We start from the raw sequence: 19,940 nt of genomic DNA, 5'->3' as shown, positions 1-19,940 counted from the left end.
GTCCCCGGGTGGGTATCGCGCGCGTGGCCGGCTACTCCCGCAGCCTCCGCACCCCGGCCCGCCAGGGCAGGTCAGGCGTCGGGGCGACACGCACCCGCGCGTCGACGACGAGGGGGTGCTGGTCGCCCACGATGACGGGGTTGAGGTCCAGCTCGACCACCTCGGGCACCTGGTCCATGAGCTCGGAGACCTGGTGCACCAGCCGCGTCAGGGCGTGCGGGTCCGCTGCCGACTGTCCGTGCGGGCCGCGCACGGCACCGGCGCACCGCAGCGAGCGGAGCATCACGGCGGCCTCGGGCTCGGGCACCGGGGCCAGGGCCCACGCCCGGTCGGGGTCGACCTCGGTGTCGACCCCGCCGCGGCCGAGCATGACCAGCGCGCCCCAGTGCGGCAGCCGCACCCCGCCGACGATCAGCTCAGGACGGCCGTGCACCTGGGGCTGCACCACGAAGCCGGTGACGGTGTCGTCCAGCTTGGTGAGCATGTCCCTGGCCGCGACCCGCACCTCGTCGGCCGAGCGCAGGCCGAGCGCCACCGCCCCGTGGACGCTCTTGTGCAGCAGGGTGGGGCCGAGGCCCTTGAGCACCACCGGGAAGGGCAGCATCGCCGCCGCCTCCGCCGCGGTGCCCGGGTCGTCGGCCTCGATCACCGGGACCAGCTCCACGTCGTGGTCGCGCAGCAGCGTGCGCACCTGTGCCGGCGTGAGCCAGGCACCGGTCGGGTTGGCCTTCAGCACCTCCTGGACCACCGCCCGCGCCGCCTCATCCCGCTCGTGCGGCACCAGCGGGCCGCTCTCCTCACCCGCAGGCGCCGGCGCCGGCTCGGACCCCGGCGCCGGCGCAGTCACGGGAGCCGCAGCGGCCCGGGCCACCGACCCGCTGCGCTCGGAGGTGCGGGCTGACCACGCCACGGCGTTGGCCAGCGCCCGCACGGCGTGCCGCGGGTCGGCCACGGCCGGCACCAGGGCCCCGGGATCGGCGGCCAGCTCCACCCCACTGGCCACGAACGTCGTGCGGGGGTGGTCCCGGGCCACCTGGTCGAGCATGTCCCGCACGATGGCGGCCGGGAGCTGCTCCAGGGCGATGACCACGGCGACCACGGCATCCACGCCGGGGTCGTCGGCCAGCGTGCTGACCGCGGCGGTCAGCTGGGCGAGGTTGGCCGCGGCGGTCGTGTCCACCAGCGGCCCGATCGCCGCGTTCCGCGGCAGCAGGCTGCGCAGGCGCATGACGGTGTGCTGGGTGAGCTCCGGGCTGAGCAGCCCCGCCTCGGCGCACGCGTCCAGGGCCAGCACGCCCGTCCCGCCGGAGTTGCCGACGACGACGGTGCGGGCCCCGCGCGGCGGCCGCTGCATCGCCAGCACCGCGGCCGTGTCGACCAGCTCGGTGAGGGAGTCCACCCGCAGCAGCCCCGCCCGGCGGCACAGGGCGTCGACGGCGGCGTCGTCGGCCGCTGCGGCCCCGGTGTGGCTGTGCGCCGCGCTGGCCGCGACCGGCGTCCGCCCGGCCTTGAGCAGGACGACCGGCATCGAGCCGACCATGGCCGCGGTGCTGCGGACCACCTGCTCGGGGTCCTCCAGGGTCTCGACGTGCACCACCGCCACCTTGGTGCGCCGGTCCTCCGAGGCCCAGGCGAGCAGGTCCGCGGGGCCGACGTCCGGGGAGTTGCCGATGGTGACCAGGGTCGAGACGCCCAGGCCACGGGCGGCCAGCATCGCCACGATCGAGGCCGCCACGGCCCCGGACTGGGCGATCACCGCCACCGGCCCGCGGGCCGGGGCGCTGGGCAGGAAGCTGGCGTCCAGCCGCAGCGCCCGCTCGGTGTTGACCAGCCCCATGCAGTTGGGGCCGAGCAGGCGCACCCCGCCGTCGCGGCAGATCTGGCGCAGCTCGGCCTCGGCGGCCGCGCCCCCGTTGCTCTCCCCGAACCCCGCGCTGAGCACGGCCATCGCGCCGACCCCGCGGGCGACGCAGTCGCGCGCGACCTGCAGCACCGACTCGGCGGGGACGGCCACCACCGCGAGGTCCACCGGCCCCGGCAGGTCGGTCACCCGGCGCTGGGCGACGACACCGGCGACCGGGTGCCCGCGGCGGTTCACGGCATACAGCTGGCCGCGGAACTCGCCGCGGCGCAGGTGGGTGAGCACCTGGTGGCCGACCCCGTCGCGCCGGGCGCCCGCCCCGACCACGACGACCGACTGGGGCCGCAGCAGCGGGGTCAGCGAGCGCACCACCGCGGCGCGCTGTCGCTCGGCCACGGCCCGCTCGAGCTCGGCCGTCCCGCGCAGCGACAGGGTCACCGCAAGGGTGTCGCTGCCCTCGACCTCGGTGTGCAGCGGCAGCCCCAGGTGGGTGAAGACCTCCAGCATCTGGGCGTTGGTGCGCAGCAGCCACGCGGCCATGGTCCGGACGCCGCGACTGCGGGTGCGCGCCACGAGGTCCTCGAGCATGAGCGTGCCCAGCCCGCGCCCCTGGTGGGCATCATCCACGAGCAGGGCCACCTCCACCGAGGTCGGCGTGAGCCGGTGCGTCGAGCCCACCCCGACGAGCTCGCCGCGCCAGGTCGCCACCACGGTGTCGGCGGTGCGGGCGGGGTCGAACAGCTCCTCGATGTAGTCGACCGCCGTCGGCCGGGCCGCGGTCAGGAACCGCTGGTAGGCCGAGCGGGGCGAGAGCGCCTGCACCAGGGCGCCCAGCGCGTCCCGGTCCGCCGCCGCCACCGGGCGCAGACGCAGCGTGACCCCGTCGCGGGAGAGGGTGTCGTACGCCGCCTGGTCGGGCAGGTCGGGGACGGAGCCGCGAGGGTCGACGGGCGCGGGCGGGGCGGTGGGCATGTCCGGTCCTCCAGTCGGGGTGCGCTCCGTCCACCGTTTCGCGGACCGGGACGAAGCGGTCAGGCACTAGGTCCCACGCGGAGGGGCGACACGCTGCCCCCGCGGGGACCTAGTGCCCTTCCGGGCGCTCGTGCCCGGACGGGACGGTGAAGGTGCCCCACGAGGCACTGGACCCGACCCGGGAGAACCGATGCGCGCCGCACTGCTTCCCGACTACAAGGCCGACCTGGTCATCGACGACGTGCCCGTGTCCGACCCGGGACCCGGCGAGGTGCTCGTGCGCGTGGCGGGCGCCGGCCTGTGCCACTCCGACCTGCACCTGGTCGCCGGCGAGGTCCCGGTGCTGCCCACCTTCCCGTGGATCCTCGGGCACGAGGTCAGCGGCTACGTCGAGGCGCTCGGCCCCGGCGCCCACGGCTTCGAGCACGGCGAGCCGGTCGCGGTCTACGGCGGCTGGGGCTGCGGCATGTGCCGGGTGTGCCTGAGCGGCGAGGAGCAGCTGTGCGCCACCACCTCGTGGGTCGGCATCGGCCAGCCCGGCGGCTTCGCCGAGTTCCTGGTCGTGCCCAGCCCGCGGCACCTGGTCCCGCTCGGCGACCTCGACCCGGTCAGCAGCGCGCCACTGACGGACGCGGCGCTGACCCCCTACCGCGCGGTGCGCCGCTGCCTGCCCCGGCTGGTCCCGGGCACCACGGCCGTCGTCATCGGTGCGGGCGGCCTCGGGCAGTATGCCGTGCAGCTGCTGCGCGAGCTCAGCGCCGCCCGCGTGGTCGCCGTGGAGCCCTCCGCCGCACGACGCGCCACGGCCCTGGAGCTGGGCGCCCACCTCGCGCTCGACCCCGCCGACGACGACCTCGACGGCGTGTCCGCCGCCGCCGTCATCGACCTCGTCGGGTCCATGCAGACGCTGACCCTGGCCGGCCGCCTCGCCTCCCGGCGTGCCGAGGTCGTCATCGTCGGCCTCGCCGGCGGCACGCTGCCGGTCAGCCCGCTGACCCTGCCCGCAGAGGTCCGGGTCTCCGGCTCGATGTGGGGCACCCGCACCGAGCTGGCCGAGGTCATCGAGCTGGCCCGCGCGGGCCGGCTCACCACCCGCGTGCACGAACGCGACCTGGCAGCCGTCAACACGGCCATGCACGACCTGGCCCGCGGGGACGTCGACGGACGCGTCGTCCTCGTCCCCTGAGCTCCCACCACCCCGAGGAGAGTCACATGCCCCGCACCCCGGTCCCACACGGCAGCATCGTCGTCGGCCTCGACAGCTCGCCCACCGGCATGGCCGCGCTGGAGTGGGCAGTGGAGGAGGCCTCCCGCCGCGGGCTGCCGCTGCACCTGCTGCACGCCTACTTCCACGAGCTGTGGCTCGCCGCGCCGCCGGAGCGGCCCGAGTCGCTGGCCCGCACGGACGAGGTGGTCGAGGCGGCCGTGGCCCGGGTGCGCGCCTTGGACAGCGACCTGAAGCTGACGTGGGACGTCCCGCTCGGCTCGGCCGCCGGTGAGCTCGTCGCGGCCTCCCAGCGCGCCGGCGCGGTGGTGGTCGGGGCCCGCGGGCGGGGCGCCGTCGCCGGCGTCCTGCTCGGCACGGTGTCCCTGACCGTCGCCATGCACGCGCACTGCCCGGTGGTCGTCGTCCACGGCGGCGCGACGGAGGAGGGCCCGCAGGCCGGCCGGGTCGTGGTCGGTGTCGACGGCTCGGAGTCCTCCGCCGCCGCGATCGGCTACGCCTTCGCCCAGGCGTCCTCGCGGGGCACCGGCCTGACCGCCGTGCACTGCTGGTGGCTTCAGATCTCCGAGGGGGAGATCGCCGGGACCGCCGAGGCCCAGGGCCCCGCGGACGTGGCAGAGTCCGGCCGGCTGCTGCTGGCCGAGGCCCTCGCCGGGTGGCGCGAGAAGTACCCCGACGTCGACGTGCGCGAGCTGGTCCTGCAGGAGTTCCCGGTCGAGTCGCTCATCGCCCAGTCCGCCGGTGCCGACCTCATGGTGGTCGGCAGCCGCGGCAAGGGCGGCTTCACCGGGCTGTTGCTCGGCTCGGTCAGCCAGGGCGTGTTGCGCGGTGCGCACTGCCCCGTTGCCGTGGTGCGCCCGACCGCGTAGCCCCCACCCGGCATACCCGGGGGTGCACCACTGACCACCGGCCGGCTCCCGCAGGGGAGGCCGGCCGGTGGGCTGTGTGTGGGGTGGAGGGCTACTCGAGGTGGGCGACCGTCAGGACGTCGCAGTCGGCGTGCACCTGGCAGTAGCCGGCGACGTGGTCCACCGCGTCGGGCAGGTCGCGGCCGATGACGAGGATCCCGGCCTGCCGGCTGCGCTCGCACAGGATCCGGCCGGCCTCCCCCTCGAGCACCTCGAACGAGCAGGGAACCCGCGACTGGCCCCGCAGGGCGCGCAGCGCCGCCCGGAACGTGCCGCGGTCGGCGTCGGCCCGGTCCTCCTCGTTCAGCCCCGGTGGCAGCACCTGGATGAAGCGCACCCGGCAGCCGCGACGCACCGCTTCACGCACGGCAGCACGCGCCACCGCCTCCGCGGAGCCGTTGTGCACCAGGCCGGCGACCACGTCACCCGCGAGCGGGCTCCGGGCCGGCGCCGGGCCGGCGGCTGCCTCGTACAGAGTCATGAGCCAACTGTGAGCAACGGGGCGGTCGGACGATCAGGGCCGAACGTCCCCCGGGGCCCCCTGAGGGTCAGGGAGGGGACCTTGGGCCCGGCAGCCCACCGGCACGGCGCCCGCACCATGACGACCATGGGGACCACCTTGACCTTCCTGGGGGCGGCCGGCACGGTCACCGGCAGCGCGTTCCTCCTCGAGCGCGGCACGCAGAGGGTGCTGGTGGACTGCGGCCTGTACCAGGGCGAGCGCGAGTGGCGCCGGCGCAACTGGGACCCCTTCGCCGTCGACCCGGCCAGCATCGGCAACGTCGTGCTCAGCCACGCGCACCTGGACCACTGCGGCTACCTGCCGGCGCTGGTCCGGCAAGGGTTCACCGGACCGGCCTGGTGCACCGAGGGCACCGCTGCCCTGGCGGCCATCGTGCTGCGCGACAGCGCCCACCTGCAGGAGGAGGACGCCGAGCACGCGCGCGAGGCCGGGTACTCCCGCCACGACAAGCCGATGCCGTTGTATGACGGTGCCGACGCCGAGCGGGCGATCGAGGCCCTGTGCCCGTGCGACTACACGCTGCCGGTGCCCCTGGCCGACGGGATCACGCTCAACCTCACCCGGGCCGGGCACATCCTGGGATCCGCGTCCTCCCGCGTCGACGTCGACGGCTCCTCGGTCCTGTTCTCCGGCGACCTGGGCCGGCCCACCCACCCGCTGCTGCTGCCCAGGGAGGACCCGCCGGCGGCGCGCACGGTGGTGGTGGAGTCCACCTATGGCGACCGCACCCACCCCGCGCCGGGACGCCCGCCGCACGCCGTGCTCGCCGAGGCGATGCGCCGGGCCGAGCGGCTCGGGGGCGCCGTGGTGGTCCCGGCGTTCGCGGTCGACCGCACCGAGCTGGTCCTGCGCGCCATCAGCGACCTGCTGGCCCGGCGTGAGGTCCCCGACCTGCCGGTCTACGTCGACAGCCCGATGGCGCTGGCCGCGCTGGAGGTCTACGCCCGCCCGGGACTGCGCGCCGAGCTGCGCCCCGACGTGGGGCCGCGCCTGTTCGAGCTGCCCCGGGTCCACGCGGTCCGCAGCGTGCAGGAGTCGGTCGCGCTGAACTTCCCCGAGGAGCCCTGCGTCATCGTCTCCGCCTCGGGCATGGCCACCGGCGGGCGGGTCGTGCACCACCTGCGGCACCTGCTGCCCGAACGTCGCAACACCGTGGTGCTCACCGGCTACCAGGCGGTCGGCACCCGCGGCCGGGACCTGGCCGAGGGGGCTCGGCAGCTGAAGATGTTCGGCCGCTACGTCCCGGTGCGCGCGGAGGTGCTCGTGGACGAGGAGTTCTCCGTCCACGCCGACTCCGGGGAGGTGCTCGCGTGGCTGCGCCGGCTGCCCGAGCCCCCGGAGACGGTCTACGTGGTGCACGGGGAGCCACCGTCCGCCGCCGCGCTGGCCGGGCGGATCCGAGACGAGCTCGACTGGACCGCCGTCGTGCCCCGGCTCGGCGAGAAGGTCCGGATCGACCCGGCCTGAGCCCGGCGACCCCGCCCGGGCCGCCGACCCGCGCCGCAGCCTCCCGGGGGACCTTGGGCCCTGCCTCCCGGCGCCCCGTCCGGGCGACCGTGGGCACACTCCCCCACGCCGCAGCCAGGAGGCCCCCTGATGGACGCGCCCGATGTCCCCCACCCCGTGATCACGGTCGGCAGCGACCTCACCTCCCGCGCCACGGCGGCGCTGCGGTGGGCAGCCGAGGAGGCGCGACGCTCCGGCGCCCAGCTGCGCCTCGTCACGGTGTGGCACGCCGGGGTCGCCTCCCATGAGGTCATGCCCCCGGCGGCCGAGCGGGCCGCGATGATGGCCGACGCCCTCGCCGACGCGGGGCTCGAGGAGGACCAGGCCTCGGTGGTGATGCTGGAGGGCCGCGCCGGGCCGACGCTGGTCGAGGCCGCCCGCGGGTCCTCCCTGCTGGTGGTCGGCTCCGCCGGCCACGTGGGGGCGCTGGGGGCCATGTCCGGCAGCGTGAGCCGCTACTGCGTGCGCCACGCGCCCTGCCCGGTGGCGGTGGTCGGCCCGTCCGCCGCCCCCGGTCCGGTCGAGCGCGTCCTCGTCAGCGGCACCCTCGACCCCGAGGGCTCCACCTTCCGCTGGGCGGTCCGCCAGGCGCAGCGCGACCACGCCGACGTCCACCTCATCGACTCGTGGTACCTCGAGCCGATCGTGCCCTCCTACCCCGAGCTGGACCTGCGGGTCCGCGAGGAGGCCCGCGACCGGCACGCCAAGATGCGCCAGCGCCTCGAGCAGATCGCCGGGGGCACCGTCCGGGTCACCGAGTCCCTGGCCTCGGGCCACGCCCGCGACGTGCTCCAGGCCAGGACCCGCTCACGGGACCTGCTGGTCCTGCCGTATGCCGCGCTGCACCACATCTCGTTCGTGCACGGTCGCTGCCCGGTCGTCGTCCTTCCCCCCGAGGTCCCGGCCACCGCGCCCGTCCGCCCGGCGACGGTCAGCGAGACCGAGAGCGCCTCCAGCGTCGTCCCGCTGGCCTGACCGGCAGCCGGGACGAGGCAGCGCCGTGAGCTCCACCGCGACCCGGGCGACCGGCATACCGGCCCGGGCCCCCCGGGCCGAGGGGCTCGCCGTGGAGACGGTGGGGCTGACCAAGCGCTATGGCCAGGCCGTCGGCATCGAGGACCTGGACCTGCAGGTCGGGGTCGGCGAGGTCTTCGGCTTCCTCGGCCCGAACGGCGCGGGCAAGACCACCACGATCCGGCTCCTGCTCGGCCTGATCCACCCCACCGCCGGGCGGGCCAGCCTGTTCGGGATGGACCTGGCCACGACGGGGCCCCGCATCCGGGCACACCTGGGCTACGTCCCCGGTGACCTGTCGCTGTGGGAGCGCATGCGCGGCCACGACGTGCTCGGTCACCTCTCGCTGCTGCGTGGGGGCGTGCCCGAGCGGGCCTGGCGCACCCTCGCCGAGCGCTTCGACCTCGACCTGCGGCCCCGGGTGCGCGAGCTGTCCAAGGGCAACCGGCAGAAGCTCGGGCTGATCCAGGCGCTCATGCACGAGCCGGACCTGCTGGTGCTCGACGAGCCCACCACCGGGCTGGACCCGCTGGTCCAGGTGGAGTTCCACGTCGTCCTGCGCGAGCTCGTGGCGCGGGGGGCCACCGTGTTCCTGTCCTCCCACGTGCTGGCCGAGGTCGAGCAGGTCGCCGACCGTGCCGCGATCGTGGCCCGCGGCCACCTGCTGGTCGTCGACGACATCGAGGCGCTGCGGGGCAAGGCCCGGCGCCGGATCGAGCTGGACTTCCCCCGGGACGCGCCGCCGGGCCTGGCGGACGTCCCGGGGGTCGCCGACCTGCACGTCGCCGGCGGGCGGGCGTCGTGCAGCGTCACCGGGCCGCTGACCGAGCTGCTGCGCCTGGCCACGGCCCACGGGGTGGTCGACGTGCACACGCATGAGCCCGACCTCGAGGACGCCTTCGTCGGCTACGTCTCGGCCGGCCCGGCCCCGGGGACGCCCGGCCCGCAGGCCGCGAGCGCGACGTGAGGGTGGTGAGCACATGAGCGCCGCAGTCCAGCCGGTGATGCCGGCCACCACCGAGCACGAGCTGGTCACCCCGCGCGCCGGCCGGCAGGCCCTCGCGGTCTGCGGGCGCGCCCTGGCCGAGCGGTGGCACTCGCTGGTGGGGTGGGGCGTCGCGATCGCGCTGCTCAGCGTCCTGCTGCTGTCGGTGTACCCCTCGGTCGCGCGCTCCCAGAAGACGATGCAGGACTTCCTGTCGCAGTACCCCGAGGGCCTGCGGCAGGCGTTCGGCCTCGACAACTACGCCACCGCGTCGGGCTACGTCCACGCCGAGCTGTTCTCCCTCATGGTGCCGATCGTGCTCATCTCGGTCGCGGTCGGCGCGGGAGCGGCGGCCACCGCCGGCGAGGAGGAGCACGGCACCGCCGACCTGCTGTTCTCCCTCCCGGTGGCCCGGGGCGCGGTGCTGGCCGGCAAGGCGGCGGCGATGGTGCTGGGCGTCCTCGCCATCGACGTCGTCCTGGTGCTCTCGCTGCTCATCGGCTCCGGTCCGGTGGGACTGCACCTCGACACCGGGCACCTGCTCGCCGCGACGGCGCAGGTGAGCCTCCTCGCGTTGATGTTCGGCGCCTTCGCCCTGGCCGTCGGGGCGTTCACGGGCCGTCGCGGGGCGGCCACGGGAGCGGCGATCGGCCTGGCCCTGCTGGCCTTCCTCGTCGAGACGCTGGGTCCCCTGGCCGACTGGCTGGCGCCGTGGCAGCACTGGTCCCCGTTCCACTGGGCGCTGAGCAACCGGCCGCTGGCCCACGGTTTCGACACCGGAGGGGCGCTGTCCCTGACCGCGCTCACGCTCGTCCTGCTCGCCGCCGCGACGCTGCTGCTGCACCGCCGGGACCTGCGCACCACCTGACCCCCGTCCAGAACAGGGACCTTTGTACCCTTTTCGTCGCGGCCCGCGGTCGTTAGGCTCCCTCAGACACGAACGCGCCCGCCGCGTGCGGCGGGTTGAGGGCAGGGGCGCCACGAAGGACCCGCTCATGCCGCTTGCCTCCGTTCCCCAGGCCACCTACCACGACCTCGCCGACCTGATCCGCGAGGAACGCCGCCACCTCACCGACGTGACCGCCGTGCTCGTGCGCGAGGCCTACCCCGTCCGGTCAGCCGGATCGGTCATCGCCTGCGTGCTGCGCTGCCGCGAGGAGCTCCTCCGCGCCGGCGTCCGCGCCGGCCTCGCCGACGCGGCGGAGACCATGGCCCGTCGCCGGCTCGGGCTCCCCGGCCACAGCTGAACCCTCCCCCACCCGCTGGCTGTCACAGGGCAGCGGCCCCGGCCGCTTCCCTGTGTGCCGGGTGCACGCCTCCCGGTGGCCGTCCCCCGGCAGTGCGGCGACCGGGCGCACCCGCGCGCCGCGCTGCATACGCGCCGCGCGGCGCACCGGCCAGCCCCCTCGCGGCTGCCGGCACCGGCCAGGGGGCCGTCAGGACCTTCGTCTCTGACATGCCGCACCGGCCCCGACAAGGCTGAAGGAGACAGGGGACGACGCCCACGGACGAGGAGAACCCGATGCCCAAGACTGCTGCCCACCCCACCAAGCCCGCGCCGGGTTCGGCTCTGGCACAACGACTTCGCGCGTTCGAGGACTTCCGGATGGGTTGGCCCCTCGGTGACCTGCTCAGCCACGAGCTGAGCGACCTGATGGAGCGCACCACCGGCATGATCCGGGTCGAGGAGACCACCGAGGACGGGTTCCTCGTGGTGCGCGCCGAGCTACCCGGCATCGACCCCGACAAGGACGTCCACGTCACGCTGGAGGACGACGTGCTGACGATCTCGGCCGAGCGTCGCGACGAGCGCACCGAGGAGAACGAGGGAAACCGGCGCACCGAGTTCCACTACGGGAGCATGACCCGGCGGCTGCGGGTGCCACGGGGCATCGACCCAGAGGCGATCGCCGCGACCTACCAGGACGGCATCCTCGAGGTGCGGGTGCCCGCGCCGGCACCGACCGCCGAGACGCGTGAGATCGCCGTCCACCGCGCGGGGTCCTGACGATGAAGGGCCACAAGGGCGACCGCCTGGTCCTCGCCGCCAACCGGACCGAGGGCGCGGTGCGTGACGGCGAGATCCTCGAGGTGCGTGGGGCGAACGGCGCACCGCCCTACCTGGTGCGGTGGAGCGACGGGCACGAGGCGCTCGTGTTCCCCGGGCCGGACGCAATCGTGCACGCCCCGGACGAGGACCTGCACCACCGCGGTGGCACCGGCGCCCCGGTGGAGGAGCGAACACCGGTCAAGCAGTGGCGGGTCCAGATCTCGGTGTTCGAGCAGGGTGACGACACGGACGCGTCGGCGGTCCTGCTGGCCGGGCCGGGCGACCACTTCGCCACCCACGGGCACAGCCACCGCTCCACGGAGGACGACCCCGCGACGACGATCGGTGACGAGGTCGCCGTGGCCCGGGCGCTGCGGCACCTGGCCGACACGCTGCTCGCGACGGCCGAGACGCAGATCGAGCACGCCACCGGCAAGGACGCCTTCGTCCGGCCGGTGTGAGCACACGGAGGGCTGACCGATGATGGCCTGGGGCTGGGGCGGCGGCTGGTTCGGGCTGTGGCTCGGCCTGGTCCTGCTCCTCGGGGTGGTCGCGGCGGTGGTGTTCGCACTCGTCGCCGCAGCCGGTCACCCGCGGGCCCCGGCCGGCCCTCCGCCGCCGCCCGCACCACCGCCTGTCAGCGAGGCCGAGCGCATCCTGGAGGAGCGCTTCGCCCGCGGCGAGATCGACGCCGACGCGCTGACCCGCGGGCGGCAGGCGCTGCGCAACCGCTGACCCCGGGGGCCCTGACGGCGCCGCGACCCATGGTGGTCGCGATGGGGGTGGCACCTACGGGTGCCGGCGCGGCGCGCGGTGGGACTGGCCCTCCTCCTCCGTCCCGAGGTGGGTCGCCGCGAACACCGCGGCCTGGGTCCGGCGCTCCATGCCGAGCTTGGCCAGGACCGCGGTGATGTAGTTCTTCACCGTCTTCTCGGCGAGGAACATCGCCTCACCGATCTGCCGGTTGGTCAGGCCCTCGGCGACGTGCTCGAGGATCCGGCGCTCCTGCGGGGTGAGCGTGCGCAGCCGCGGGTCGGCGCCCCGGTCCTCCTCCCAGCTGCGCTTGACGCGCTGGGCGACCGCGGGGTCGATGAGCTTCTCCCCCGCCGCGACCCGCCGGATCGCCTGGACGAGGTCCTGGCCCTTGATGTCCTTGAGCAGGTAGCCGGCCGCCCCGGCCAGGATCGCGGTGGCGAGCGCGTCCTCGTCGTTGAACGAGGTGAGGATCAGGCCCTGGATGGAGGGGTCGACCGAGCGCACGTCCCGGCACACGTCCAGCCCCGACCCGTCCGGCAGCCGGGCGTCGAGCAGCGCCACCTGCGGCCGCAGCGCCGGGATCCGCCGGGTCGCCTCCTGGGCCGAGCCGGACTCCCCGACCACCTCGATGTCGGCCTCCATCTCCAGCAGCTCCCGGATCCCGCGGCGGACGATCTCGTGGTCGTCGAGGAGGAACACCTTCACGGTCATGGCACTGCCCTTCGTGTCTGCCCTGCGCTCCATGATGACCCCGGCAGCTGCTCCCCGTCCCCGTGTACGACAAGGACCGGGCACTGCGCGTCGTGCACGACCCCGTGCCCCACGGACCCGAGCACCAGGCTCGCCAGGTTGCCCCGCCCGCGGCTGCCCACGACGACCAGCGCCGCGCCGTCGGCGGCCTCCACGATGGCCCGGGCCGGCGGCCCGGTCACCACGCGGCCGGAGACGACGAGCCCGGTATGCCGTGCCGTCGCGCGCCTGCCCGCCGCCTCCACCACCTGCTCGGCCCGGTTGCGCTCCTCGCGCACCTGGTCGCTCTCGTCGCCGAGGACCTCCCAGAACGCCGAGACCCACGACTCCGGCGGGGGCCGCCAGGCGCAGACCACGCGCAGGGGCGCGCCGGTCTCGGCCGCGACGTCCGCGGCGGCGTCGAGGGCGACCAGGGACGGCGGGGTGCCGTCGACACCGACGGCGACAGGGGTCCCGGGCCCGGGACGACGCCGACCGTCGCCGCGGACGACGACCACGGGGCAGGTGGCGTGGCCGCTGACCGCGAAGGCCACCGAGCCGAGCAGGGTGGAGGTGGCCGGGTCCAGGCCCCGGCTGCCGACGACGACCACGCCGACCTCGTGCGAGACCCGCACCAGCGCCTCCGCGGCGCCGCCGAGCACCGCCTCGGTGGCGACGCGCAGCCCGGGGTGCTGGCGCAGCACGTAGGCCGCCCCGTCCTGGGCCCGTCGCTCCGCCTCGGCGTAGCGACCCTCGGTGCTCAGCGGCGCCCCGGTGAGCGCACCTGTCGGCAGGGCGAGGTGGTCGATGGCGCTGACCACGACCAGGGTCGAGCCGCGCCGGGCCGCCTCGGCGGCGGCCCACTCGAGCGCGGCGAGGGCCGGCACGGACCCGTCGTAGCCGACGGCGACATCACGGCGGGGGTCCTGGGCGGTCATCGCCGGCTCCTGTCGCCGGTCACGGCCGCTGGGCCGGCTCCTGGCCGGCAAGGGCGAGGCCGCGGTCGTCCCCTGACCCGGGCCGCGGTGGGGTGACGACCAGCACGTCGCAGGGCATCGCATCGAGGACCCCGCGGCTGACCGACCCGGCCACGAGCCCGGCCAGGCGGCCGCCGGCCTTGGTGCCGACGACCAGGAGGTCACCGGCGCGGGCCCGCAGCAGCAGCGCGGTCACCGGGTCGTCCCGGGTGATCACCAGGCGTGAGGGGACGCCCTCGGGCAGGGTGACCGAGCGCATCGCCTCGTGCACCCGGCGCCACCCCGCGGCCAGGTCGGCGCGGGCGCGTCCGGTGCCCGGCGCGAGCGCGTGGACCGCCACCAGGCGCGAGCCGCGAGCGGCGGCCTCCTGCGCGGCGACCGTGAAGATCCGGGCGCAGTCCCGGCCGGCGTCGAGCCCCACGAGCACCACGGAGGGCTCGGCGTCCGGCGGCAGCGGCTGGGTGGGGGCGTCGGTGGCGACCATCACCGGGCAGCTGAACAGGCGGGCCAGCTCGGCGCTGGTCGAGCCGATCGAGAAGGCGAGCTGTCCGTGCACGCCGTGGCGGCCGAGCACGAGCAGGCCGGCACCGGCGGCCGCTGCTGCGGCCTCGGGCGCACCGAGCTCCGGGGCGATGACCACCTGCGTCGGCAGCGTCGGGTCGATGTCCACGACGAGGGTGAGCGCCTGCTCGGCGACGGCCATGGCGTCGGAGATCGCGTCGTCGGCCGCACGGACGAGCAGCTGCAGCCGGTCCGGGCCGGCGCTGAGGGGTTCGGCCACGCTGAGCAGCACCAGGCCGGTGCCGCGACGGGCCGCCTCCCGGGCAGCCACGCGCACCGCCTGCCGGCTGTGCCACGACCCGTCACACCCGACGACGACCGTTCCCGGCAGGTTGATGTCCGGCTTCATGGCACCGCCCTCTGGGTGGGGCCCGCGCAGGGGGCACGGGGGGTCGCTCCCGATGCTCGCCGCCCGGCGGTGCGCGCGGTCAGGGCCTTTGGTCCCCGGGCACCGGGACCTCGGGGCCGGGCAGGCGCCGCGCCCTCCCACTCCCCGGCCCCCGTCGCCGCGACCGCCCCACCCATCCCCCGGACCACCTCGCCGAGACGGACGTTTCTCGGGCTTCGGGCCGGCCCAAACCCCGAGGAACGTCCCTCTCGGCGCCGTCTGCCGCGGCGCTCAGGCGGGGTCGGACTCGTAGAAGTGGGCGACGACCGCCTTGCGGGCCCGGCGGGCGGTGCGGCGGTAGGCCTCGGCCAGCTCGTGACCGGTGGCGGCCCGGCGCCCCACGATCCGGCCGATCCCATCGGCGTCGCGCAGGTCGCTGGGCAGGGAGTCCACCGGGCGGCCGCGCCAGAGGACCGCGGCGTTGCGCAGCGCGGACGTGAAGGTCCATGCGCGTCGCAGCGCCTCGGCGTCCTCGGCCGACAGCAGCCCGGCCTCCTCGGCCGCCGCGAGCGCCTCGAGGGTTCCGGTCGTGCGCAGCCCGGGCAGCTCGTGGGCGTGCTGCAGCTGGAGCAGCTGCACCGTCCACTCCACGTCGGACAGGCCGCCCAGGCCGAGCTTGAAGTGGGTCCGCGGGTCGCCGCCGCGGGGCAGCCGCTCGGACTCCATGCGGGCCTTGAGCGTGCGGATCTCGCGCACCGCCGAGTCCGGGATCCCGCCCTCGGGCCAGCGCAGCGGGTCGATGAGCGCCAGGAACTCCTCACCCAGCGCGACGTCACCGGCCACGGGGGCGGCCCGCAACAGCGCCTGGCGCTCCCAGGTCAGCGACCACCGGTCGTAGTAGGCCCGATAGGAGGTGAGGCTGCGGGCGAGCGGACCGGCCTTGCCCTCGGGACGCAGGTCGGCGTCGACGACGAGCTGGGGGTCCGGGCCGGCCGCGCCGAGCAGCCGCCGGACCTCCTGGACGACGGCGACGGCGGCGGACTGGGCGTCCTCCTCGCCGACTCCCGGCTCCGGCTGGTGCACGAACATCACGTCGGCGTCGGAGCCGTAGCCCATCTCCCCGCCCCCGAGCCGTCCCATGCCGACCACCAGCAGCCGGGTGCCCAGCGGCCGGTCCCGCTCGCCCTCCACGCGTGCGGTGGCCACGTCGAGGGCGGCCTGCAGGACCGCGGCGGTGAGGTCGGTCAGGGCGCTGCCGACCCCCGCGAGGTCCAGCTGCCCGGTGAGGTCCGCGACCGCGATCCGGAACAGCTCCTGGCGCCGCACGACCCGGGCGGCGTTCATGGCGTCCTCGGGGGTGGTGTGCCGCTTGACCGCGGCACCCATCGTCGTCTGCAGCGCCTCCCGGCTGCGGGGGGTGAGCCCGCCCACGTCACCGAGGACCGCCACCGACTCCGGGGCGCGGGTGAGCAGGTCCGCGGCGAACCGGCTGCGGGCCAGGACGTGTGCCAGGCGTTCGGCGGCGCTGCCCTCGTCGCGCAGCATCTTGAGGTACCAGTGCGTGGTGCCGAGGGACTCGCTGATCCGGCGGAAGGACAGCAGGCCGGCGTCGGGGTCGGCCTCGTCGGCGAACCACTGCAGCATCACCGGCAGCAGGGTCCGCTGGATCGCGGCGCGGCGGCTGACCCCCGTGGTGAGCGCCTCGAGGTGGCGCAGCGCACCGGCGGGGTCGCGGAAGCCGAGCGCGGCCAGCCGCTCGACGGCGGCCTCCGGGGTGAGCCGGGAGTCGTCCGAGCTCAGCCGCGCCGCGGCGGTCAGCAGCGGGCGGTAGAACAGCCGCTCGTGCAGCCGGCGCACCTCCCGGGCCTGCGCCTGCCACTGCGCCACCACGGACTTCGCCGGGTCGCGCCGGTGCCCGATGGCCCGGCCGAGCCGGCGCAGGTCGGGCTCGGCAGTGGGCATGAGGTGGGTGCGGCGCAGCCGGAACAGCTGGATCCGGTGCTCCAGCGTGCGCAGCAAGCGGTAGGACTCGTCGAGCACGGCGGCGTCGTCCCGCCCGACGTAACCCCCCAGCGAGAGCGCCGCGAGCGCCTCCAGGGTCGTCCCGGAGCGCAGCGTCTCATCGGCCCGGCCGTGCACCAGCTGGAGCAGCTGCACGCTGAACTCCACGTCGCGCAGCCCGCCCGGGCCGAGCTTGAGCTGGCGGGGCGCCTCGGCCCGGGGCACGTGGTCCTCGACCCGGCGGCGCATGGCCTGCACGTCCTCGACGAAGTGCTCCCGGCTGGCCGCCTGCCAGACCAGCGGCTGCACCGCGTCGAGGTAGGCCTGGCCCAGTGCGGGGTCACCGGCGACGGGCCGGGCCTTGAGCAGCGCCTGGAACTCCCACGTCTTGGCCCACCGCTCGTAGTACTGGCGGTGGCTGGCCACGGTGCGCACCAGCGGCCCCTGCTTGCCCTCGGGGCGCAGCGCCGCGTCGACCGGCCACAGCGTCCCCTCGGGGGTCGCGGCCGAGCAGGCCCGCATCAGCCCGGTGGCCAGCTGGGTGGCGTAGCCCAGTGCCGCGTCCTCGTCCGCGCCCTCCGCCGGCTCGGCCACGAAGATGACGTCGACGTCGCTGACGTAGTTGAGCTCCCGGCCGCCGGCCTTGCCCATGCCGATGACGGCGAACCGGCACCCGGGGTCCTGCGCGTCGGCCTCCTCGCGGGCGATCGCCAGCGCCGCCTCCAGCGACGCCGCGGCGAGGTCGGCCAGCGCCTGCGCGGTCCAGGGCAGCTCGACCACCGGGTCGTCGGCGGTCAGGTCCAGGGCGGCGATGCCGAGCAGCTCGCGGCGGTAGGCCACCCGCAACGCGTCGTATGCCGTCCGCTCACCGCGGTCGGTCACGGCGGCCACCATGGCGGCGCGGCGCTCGTGCGGCCCGCGGCGGCGGGCGTGCGCGGCGTACGTCCAGTCCCCGGGGTGGCTGACGAGGTGGTCGACCAGCGCCGAGGACGCGCCGAGCAGGGCGAGGAGCCGGTCGCGGGCGGGGCCGGCGTGGCGCAGCGCGGCGACGAGCTCGCGCACCTCGGGGCTGCCGTCCTCGTGGTCGGGGTCGGTGGCCCGCAGGGCCTCCATGAGCCGGACCAGGCCGAGCAGGGCCAGGTCCGGGTCGGCCACGGCGCCCAGCGCATCGGGCAGGCCGTCCTCGAACACGTCGTCGAAGGGGTCGGTCAGCCCGGCCAGGGCGGGGTCGGCGAGCAGCGTCCCGGCGCGCTCCGGCTCGGCGAAGCCCAGCCGCGCCAGCGTCCCGGTGCGGCTGGTGGCTCGCGACGAGGTGCTCACGCGCCCAACCTATCGAGTGGTGGGCCGGGACCGGCACCACTGCGGAAAGAGGGAAGGCCCACGCCCCTTGGGGTGTGGGCCTTCCAGTCTCCGTGAGTCGTCAGCGCGCGGGCCGGGTGACCGTGACGTGCACCGTGCCGCCGGGTTCGACGGTGACCGGGGTGGCCGAGGCCTGGTCGGCACCGCCGTACCAGAACGACTCACCGGTCTCGTAGTCGTTGAAGAGCAGCAGCAGCGGCGCCTGGGGCATCCCGGTGACGGTGAAGTCGCCGCCCGTGCCGTCGTACCAGCCGCCGGCGCCGTACTGCACCGCGGTCGAGCTGCCGGAGTAGACGCTCACGTCGAACTGCTCCGTCACAGGCTTGCCGTCCGCGTCGACCACCGTGCCAGTGATGGTGCCGGCCGGTTTCATGGTGAAGTCCGCCTGCGCCGCGCCGTGTTTGGGCAGGGCGATGGTGGTCGCACCGTCAGCGGTGGGCGACCCGCCGGTCCACACCGGCGCCCACCGTCCCTGCAGGTCCCACGCCACGAGGCTGGTGGAGCTGTCGGTGAGGTTGGTGAGCTCGTAGTACCCATCCGCGTCGGTGATCGCGTGGTTGCCCTCGGCACCGCCCGCCCGCGGGGTGTAATAGGGCCCCACGACGATCCCCTCCAGCGGGTGGCCCTGGGCATCGGTGACGCGCCCGGTGGCCTCGCGGCCGGCGATGAGCCGGATGTCGGCGATAGTGGTCGTCTGCCCGGCCACGAGGGGAATCAACCTGGCGTGCCGCTGGGTGGCACCGTGCGCCGCCCAGGTGTCGTTGTTCCAGCCGCCAGGCACGTCCAGGGTGACCTTGGTCGGCGGGACGCCGGTGACCGTGTACATGCCGTCAGCGGCAGAGCATCCGCCTGCGGTGGGCAGGTACGTGGTGGTCCGCCCGAGGTAGACCTGCGGGCAGCGGTCCGCGACCGGCTTGCCGCTGGCGTCGAGGACGCGACCGGTCAGGGTCGCCCCGCGAGGCACGGTCAGGTCGTATGCCGTGACCGCGCCAGCCGCGACGGTGACCGTCTTCGCACCGGTCTCGGTCCACGACCCGCCGGACCAGATCGACGGGTAGGCCGGGTTCTGGCTCTGGAAGTCGACGGTGTAGCTGCCCGGGGCTAACTCGGCGGAGTAGTGCCCCTGCGCGTCGCTGCAGGCCCACACCCACTGGTCCGAGGTGGGCACCGTTGCGCACAGGTCGCTGACCGGCTGGCCGGTGTCGTCGGTCAGCATGCCCGCGAACCCACTGGCCGGAGGCAGCGCCACTCGACCGAGGTCGAGGCTCGCTCCTGCGTCGACGTGGTAGGTCGCTGCGTGCTCGCGGTCGACAGCGTCCGGCGCCCACACCGAGCGTGTGCCGTCGACGACGTGCACGACCACGTCACCCGCCGGCACCTCGGCCAACAGCTCGCCGTTCCAGTAGGAGCCTTGCGACAGCGGCTCGTCCGACCCCGGACGGAACACCTCGACCGTGGCATCCGGCGCCGGCTGGCCGTCGGCATCGACGATCGTGCCGGCGATGGCGCCGGACCTCTCGAGGGCAAAGTCGGCCACGCCCGGGACCGTCAGCATGTCTGCCCGGTCCCACGAGTAGTGCCCGGTGGCGTACTGGGTGGCGTAGGAACTGGCCGAGGCCTCCACCCGGTAGCTCAGGTCGGCGTTTGGGACCTCCAGGCTGTACCGCCCGTCGGAGTCGACGCAGCCGGAGGCCGTACCGTCCCAGTTCTCGTCGATGGCCTGGACGCAGGCGTCGGTGATCGGTGCCCCGGTCACCGAGTCGACGACGCGACCGGTCAGTGTGGCAGTGGCGGCGTGCGCCGGGGCTGTGACCCCGATCGCCGGGACGGCCAGCAGTGCCGCACACAGCAGGGTGCGGGCAGCGCGAGATGGCAAGTGGACCCCCCTTGGTCAATCCGGGCGATCTGCCCGAACGTCAACGAAACCGGGCGCAATCTAGGGCCGGCGGGGCATGCCGCGCAATGCCCTGTGCCGAATCCGCGTCGGGGCCGCTCCCCGCGGTCGCGGGGAGCGGCCTCGTGCGTGGTGGAGCGGGCCCGGGTCGGCGCTCAGAGCCGCGGCAGGTAGCGCTCCAGCTCGAAGGGCGTGACCTGGTTGCGGTAGTCGTCCCACTCGGCGCGCTTGTTGCGCAGGAAGAAGTCGAAGACGTGCTCCCCCAGCGCCTCGGCGACCAGGTCCGAGCGC

17 protein-coding genes and 1 pseudogene are annotated in these 19,940 nt (G+C 75.4%); 10 read left to right on the top strand and 8 right to left on the bottom strand.

Annotated elements, in window-relative coordinates; genetic code table 11:
• Nucleotides 1-31 precede the first annotated feature (31 nt).
• Nucleotides 32-2,833 carry a GNAT family N-acetyltransferase gene (locus VF825_RS08450; RefSeq protein WP_331112154.1) on the bottom strand — a complete coding sequence of 934 codons (2,802 nt, stop codon included), beginning with the start codon at nucleotides 2,831-2,833 and terminating at the stop codon, nucleotides 32-34.
• Nucleotides 2,834-3,023: 190 nt separating this feature from the next.
• Between VF825_RS08450 and VF825_RS08445 the strand changes: the two genes are divergently transcribed.
• On the top strand, nucleotides 3,024-4,019 hold the full coding sequence (locus VF825_RS08445; protein WP_331112152.1) for an NAD(P)-dependent alcohol dehydrogenase: 996 nt from the start codon (nucleotides 3,024-3,026) through the stop codon (nucleotides 4,017-4,019).
• Nucleotides 4,020-4,045: 26 nt separating this feature from the next.
• On the top strand, nucleotides 4,046-4,927 hold the full coding sequence (locus VF825_RS08440; protein ID WP_331112150.1) for a universal stress protein: 882 nt from the start codon (nucleotides 4,046-4,048) through the stop codon (nucleotides 4,925-4,927).
• Nucleotides 4,928-5,018: 91 nt separating this feature from the next.
• On the opposite strand, the gene VF825_RS08435 is transcribed toward VF825_RS08440, so the two are convergent.
• Nucleotides 5,019-5,447, bottom strand: coding sequence for a universal stress protein (locus tag VF825_RS08435; protein ID WP_331112148.1), 429 nt, complete (start codon nucleotides 5,445-5,447; stop codon nucleotides 5,019-5,021).
• Between the two features lie 126 nt (nucleotides 5,448-5,573).
• On the opposite strand from VF825_RS08435, the gene VF825_RS08430 reads away from it, so the two are divergent.
• The 8 genes from VF825_RS08430 (at nucleotide 5,574) to VF825_RS08395 (ending at nucleotide 11,779) form a co-directional block, all read left to right on the top strand.
• Entirely contained in the window at nucleotides 5,574-6,956 is a 1,383-nt protein-coding gene (locus tag VF825_RS08430) for an MBL fold metallo-hydrolase (protein ID WP_331112146.1), read from the top strand.
• Nucleotides 6,957-7,085: 129 nt separating this feature from the next.
• The gene (locus VF825_RS08425; protein WP_331112144.1) at nucleotides 7,086-7,970 is read left to right on the top strand and encodes a universal stress protein; all 885 of its coding nucleotides are present in this window, start codon (nucleotides 7,086-7,088) and stop codon (nucleotides 7,968-7,970) included.
• A 25-nt stretch (nucleotides 7,971-7,995) separates the two neighbouring features.
• Nucleotides 7,996-8,976: an ABC transporter ATP-binding protein gene (locus VF825_RS08420; RefSeq protein WP_331112142.1), complete on the top strand. Its 981-nt coding sequence runs from the start codon at nucleotides 7,996-7,998 to the stop codon at nucleotides 8,974-8,976.
• A gap of 13 nt (nucleotides 8,977-8,989) precedes the next feature.
• Nucleotides 8,990-9,862, top strand: a complete 873-nt coding sequence (locus tag VF825_RS08415; RefSeq protein WP_331112140.1) for an ABC transporter permease — start codon at nucleotides 8,990-8,992, stop codon at nucleotides 9,860-9,862.
• A 127-nt stretch (nucleotides 9,863-9,989) separates the two neighbouring features.
• A complete protein-coding gene (locus VF825_RS08410) occupies nucleotides 9,990-10,241 on the top strand; it encodes a hypothetical protein (RefSeq protein WP_331112138.1) in 252 nt (83 codons plus the stop codon).
• 275 nt (nucleotides 10,242-10,516) lie between these two features.
• On the top strand, nucleotides 10,517-11,002 hold the full coding sequence (locus VF825_RS08405) for an Hsp20/alpha crystallin family protein (RefSeq protein WP_331112136.1): 486 nt from the start codon (nucleotides 10,517-10,519) through the stop codon (nucleotides 11,000-11,002).
• Nucleotides 11,003-11,004: 2 nt separating this feature from the next.
• Complete coding sequence (locus VF825_RS08400; protein ID WP_331112135.1) at nucleotides 11,005-11,505, top strand: DUF1918 domain-containing protein; 501 nt, start codon at nucleotides 11,005-11,007, stop codon at nucleotides 11,503-11,505.
• 19 nt (nucleotides 11,506-11,524) lie between these two features.
• Nucleotides 11,525-11,779: an SHOCT domain-containing protein gene (locus tag VF825_RS08395; RefSeq protein ID WP_331112134.1), complete on the top strand. Its 255-nt coding sequence runs from the start codon at nucleotides 11,525-11,527 to the stop codon at nucleotides 11,777-11,779.
• A 54-nt stretch (nucleotides 11,780-11,833) separates the two neighbouring features.
• Here VF825_RS08395 and VF825_RS08390 read toward each other — a convergent pair whose 3' ends face one another.
• The 6 genes and pseudogenes from VF825_RS08390 to VF825_RS08365 form a co-directional block, all read right to left on the bottom strand.
• Nucleotides 11,834-12,511 carry a response regulator transcription factor gene (locus VF825_RS08390; RefSeq protein WP_331112133.1) on the bottom strand — a complete coding sequence of 226 codons (678 nt, stop codon included), beginning with the start codon at nucleotides 12,509-12,511 and terminating at the stop codon, nucleotides 11,834-11,836.
• On the bottom strand, nucleotides 12,508-13,467 hold the full coding sequence (locus VF825_RS08385; protein WP_331112131.1) for a universal stress protein: 960 nt from the start codon (nucleotides 13,465-13,467) through the stop codon (nucleotides 12,508-12,510). The genes VF825_RS08390 and VF825_RS08385 overlap by 4 nt, the downstream gene beginning before the upstream one ends.
• 19 nt (nucleotides 13,468-13,486) lie before the next feature.
• Nucleotides 13,487-14,416, bottom strand: coding sequence for a universal stress protein (locus tag VF825_RS08380; protein WP_331112129.1), 930 nt, complete (start codon nucleotides 14,414-14,416; stop codon nucleotides 13,487-13,489).
• A 270-nt stretch (nucleotides 14,417-14,686) separates the two neighbouring features.
• Nucleotides 14,687-17,716 carry a bifunctional [glutamine synthetase] adenylyltransferase/[glutamine synthetase]-adenylyl-L-tyrosine phosphorylase gene (locus VF825_RS08375; RefSeq protein ID WP_331112127.1) on the bottom strand — a complete coding sequence of 1,010 codons (3,030 nt, stop codon included), beginning with the start codon at nucleotides 17,714-17,716 and terminating at the stop codon, nucleotides 14,687-14,689.
• A 100-nt stretch (nucleotides 17,717-17,816) separates the two neighbouring features.
• Nucleotides 17,817-19,631 (bottom strand): carboxypeptidase-like regulatory domain-containing protein, encoded by a 1,815-nt coding sequence (locus VF825_RS08370; protein WP_331112125.1) that lies wholly within the window; start codon nucleotides 19,629-19,631, stop codon nucleotides 17,817-17,819.
• 173 nt (nucleotides 19,632-19,804) lie between these two features.
• A pseudogene (locus VF825_RS08365) lies at nucleotides 19,805-19,940 on the bottom strand (glutamine synthetase); the annotation flags it as partial.

The sequence above is a fragment of the Oryzihumus sp. genome (genome assembly GCF_036391795.1).
In the GTDB taxonomy this organism is placed as follows: domain Bacteria; phylum Actinomycetota; class Actinomycetes; order Actinomycetales; family Dermatophilaceae; genus Oryzihumus.
Note: the sequence above shows the minus strand (reverse complement) of the source record. Positions and strands in the feature narration are given on the sequence as shown.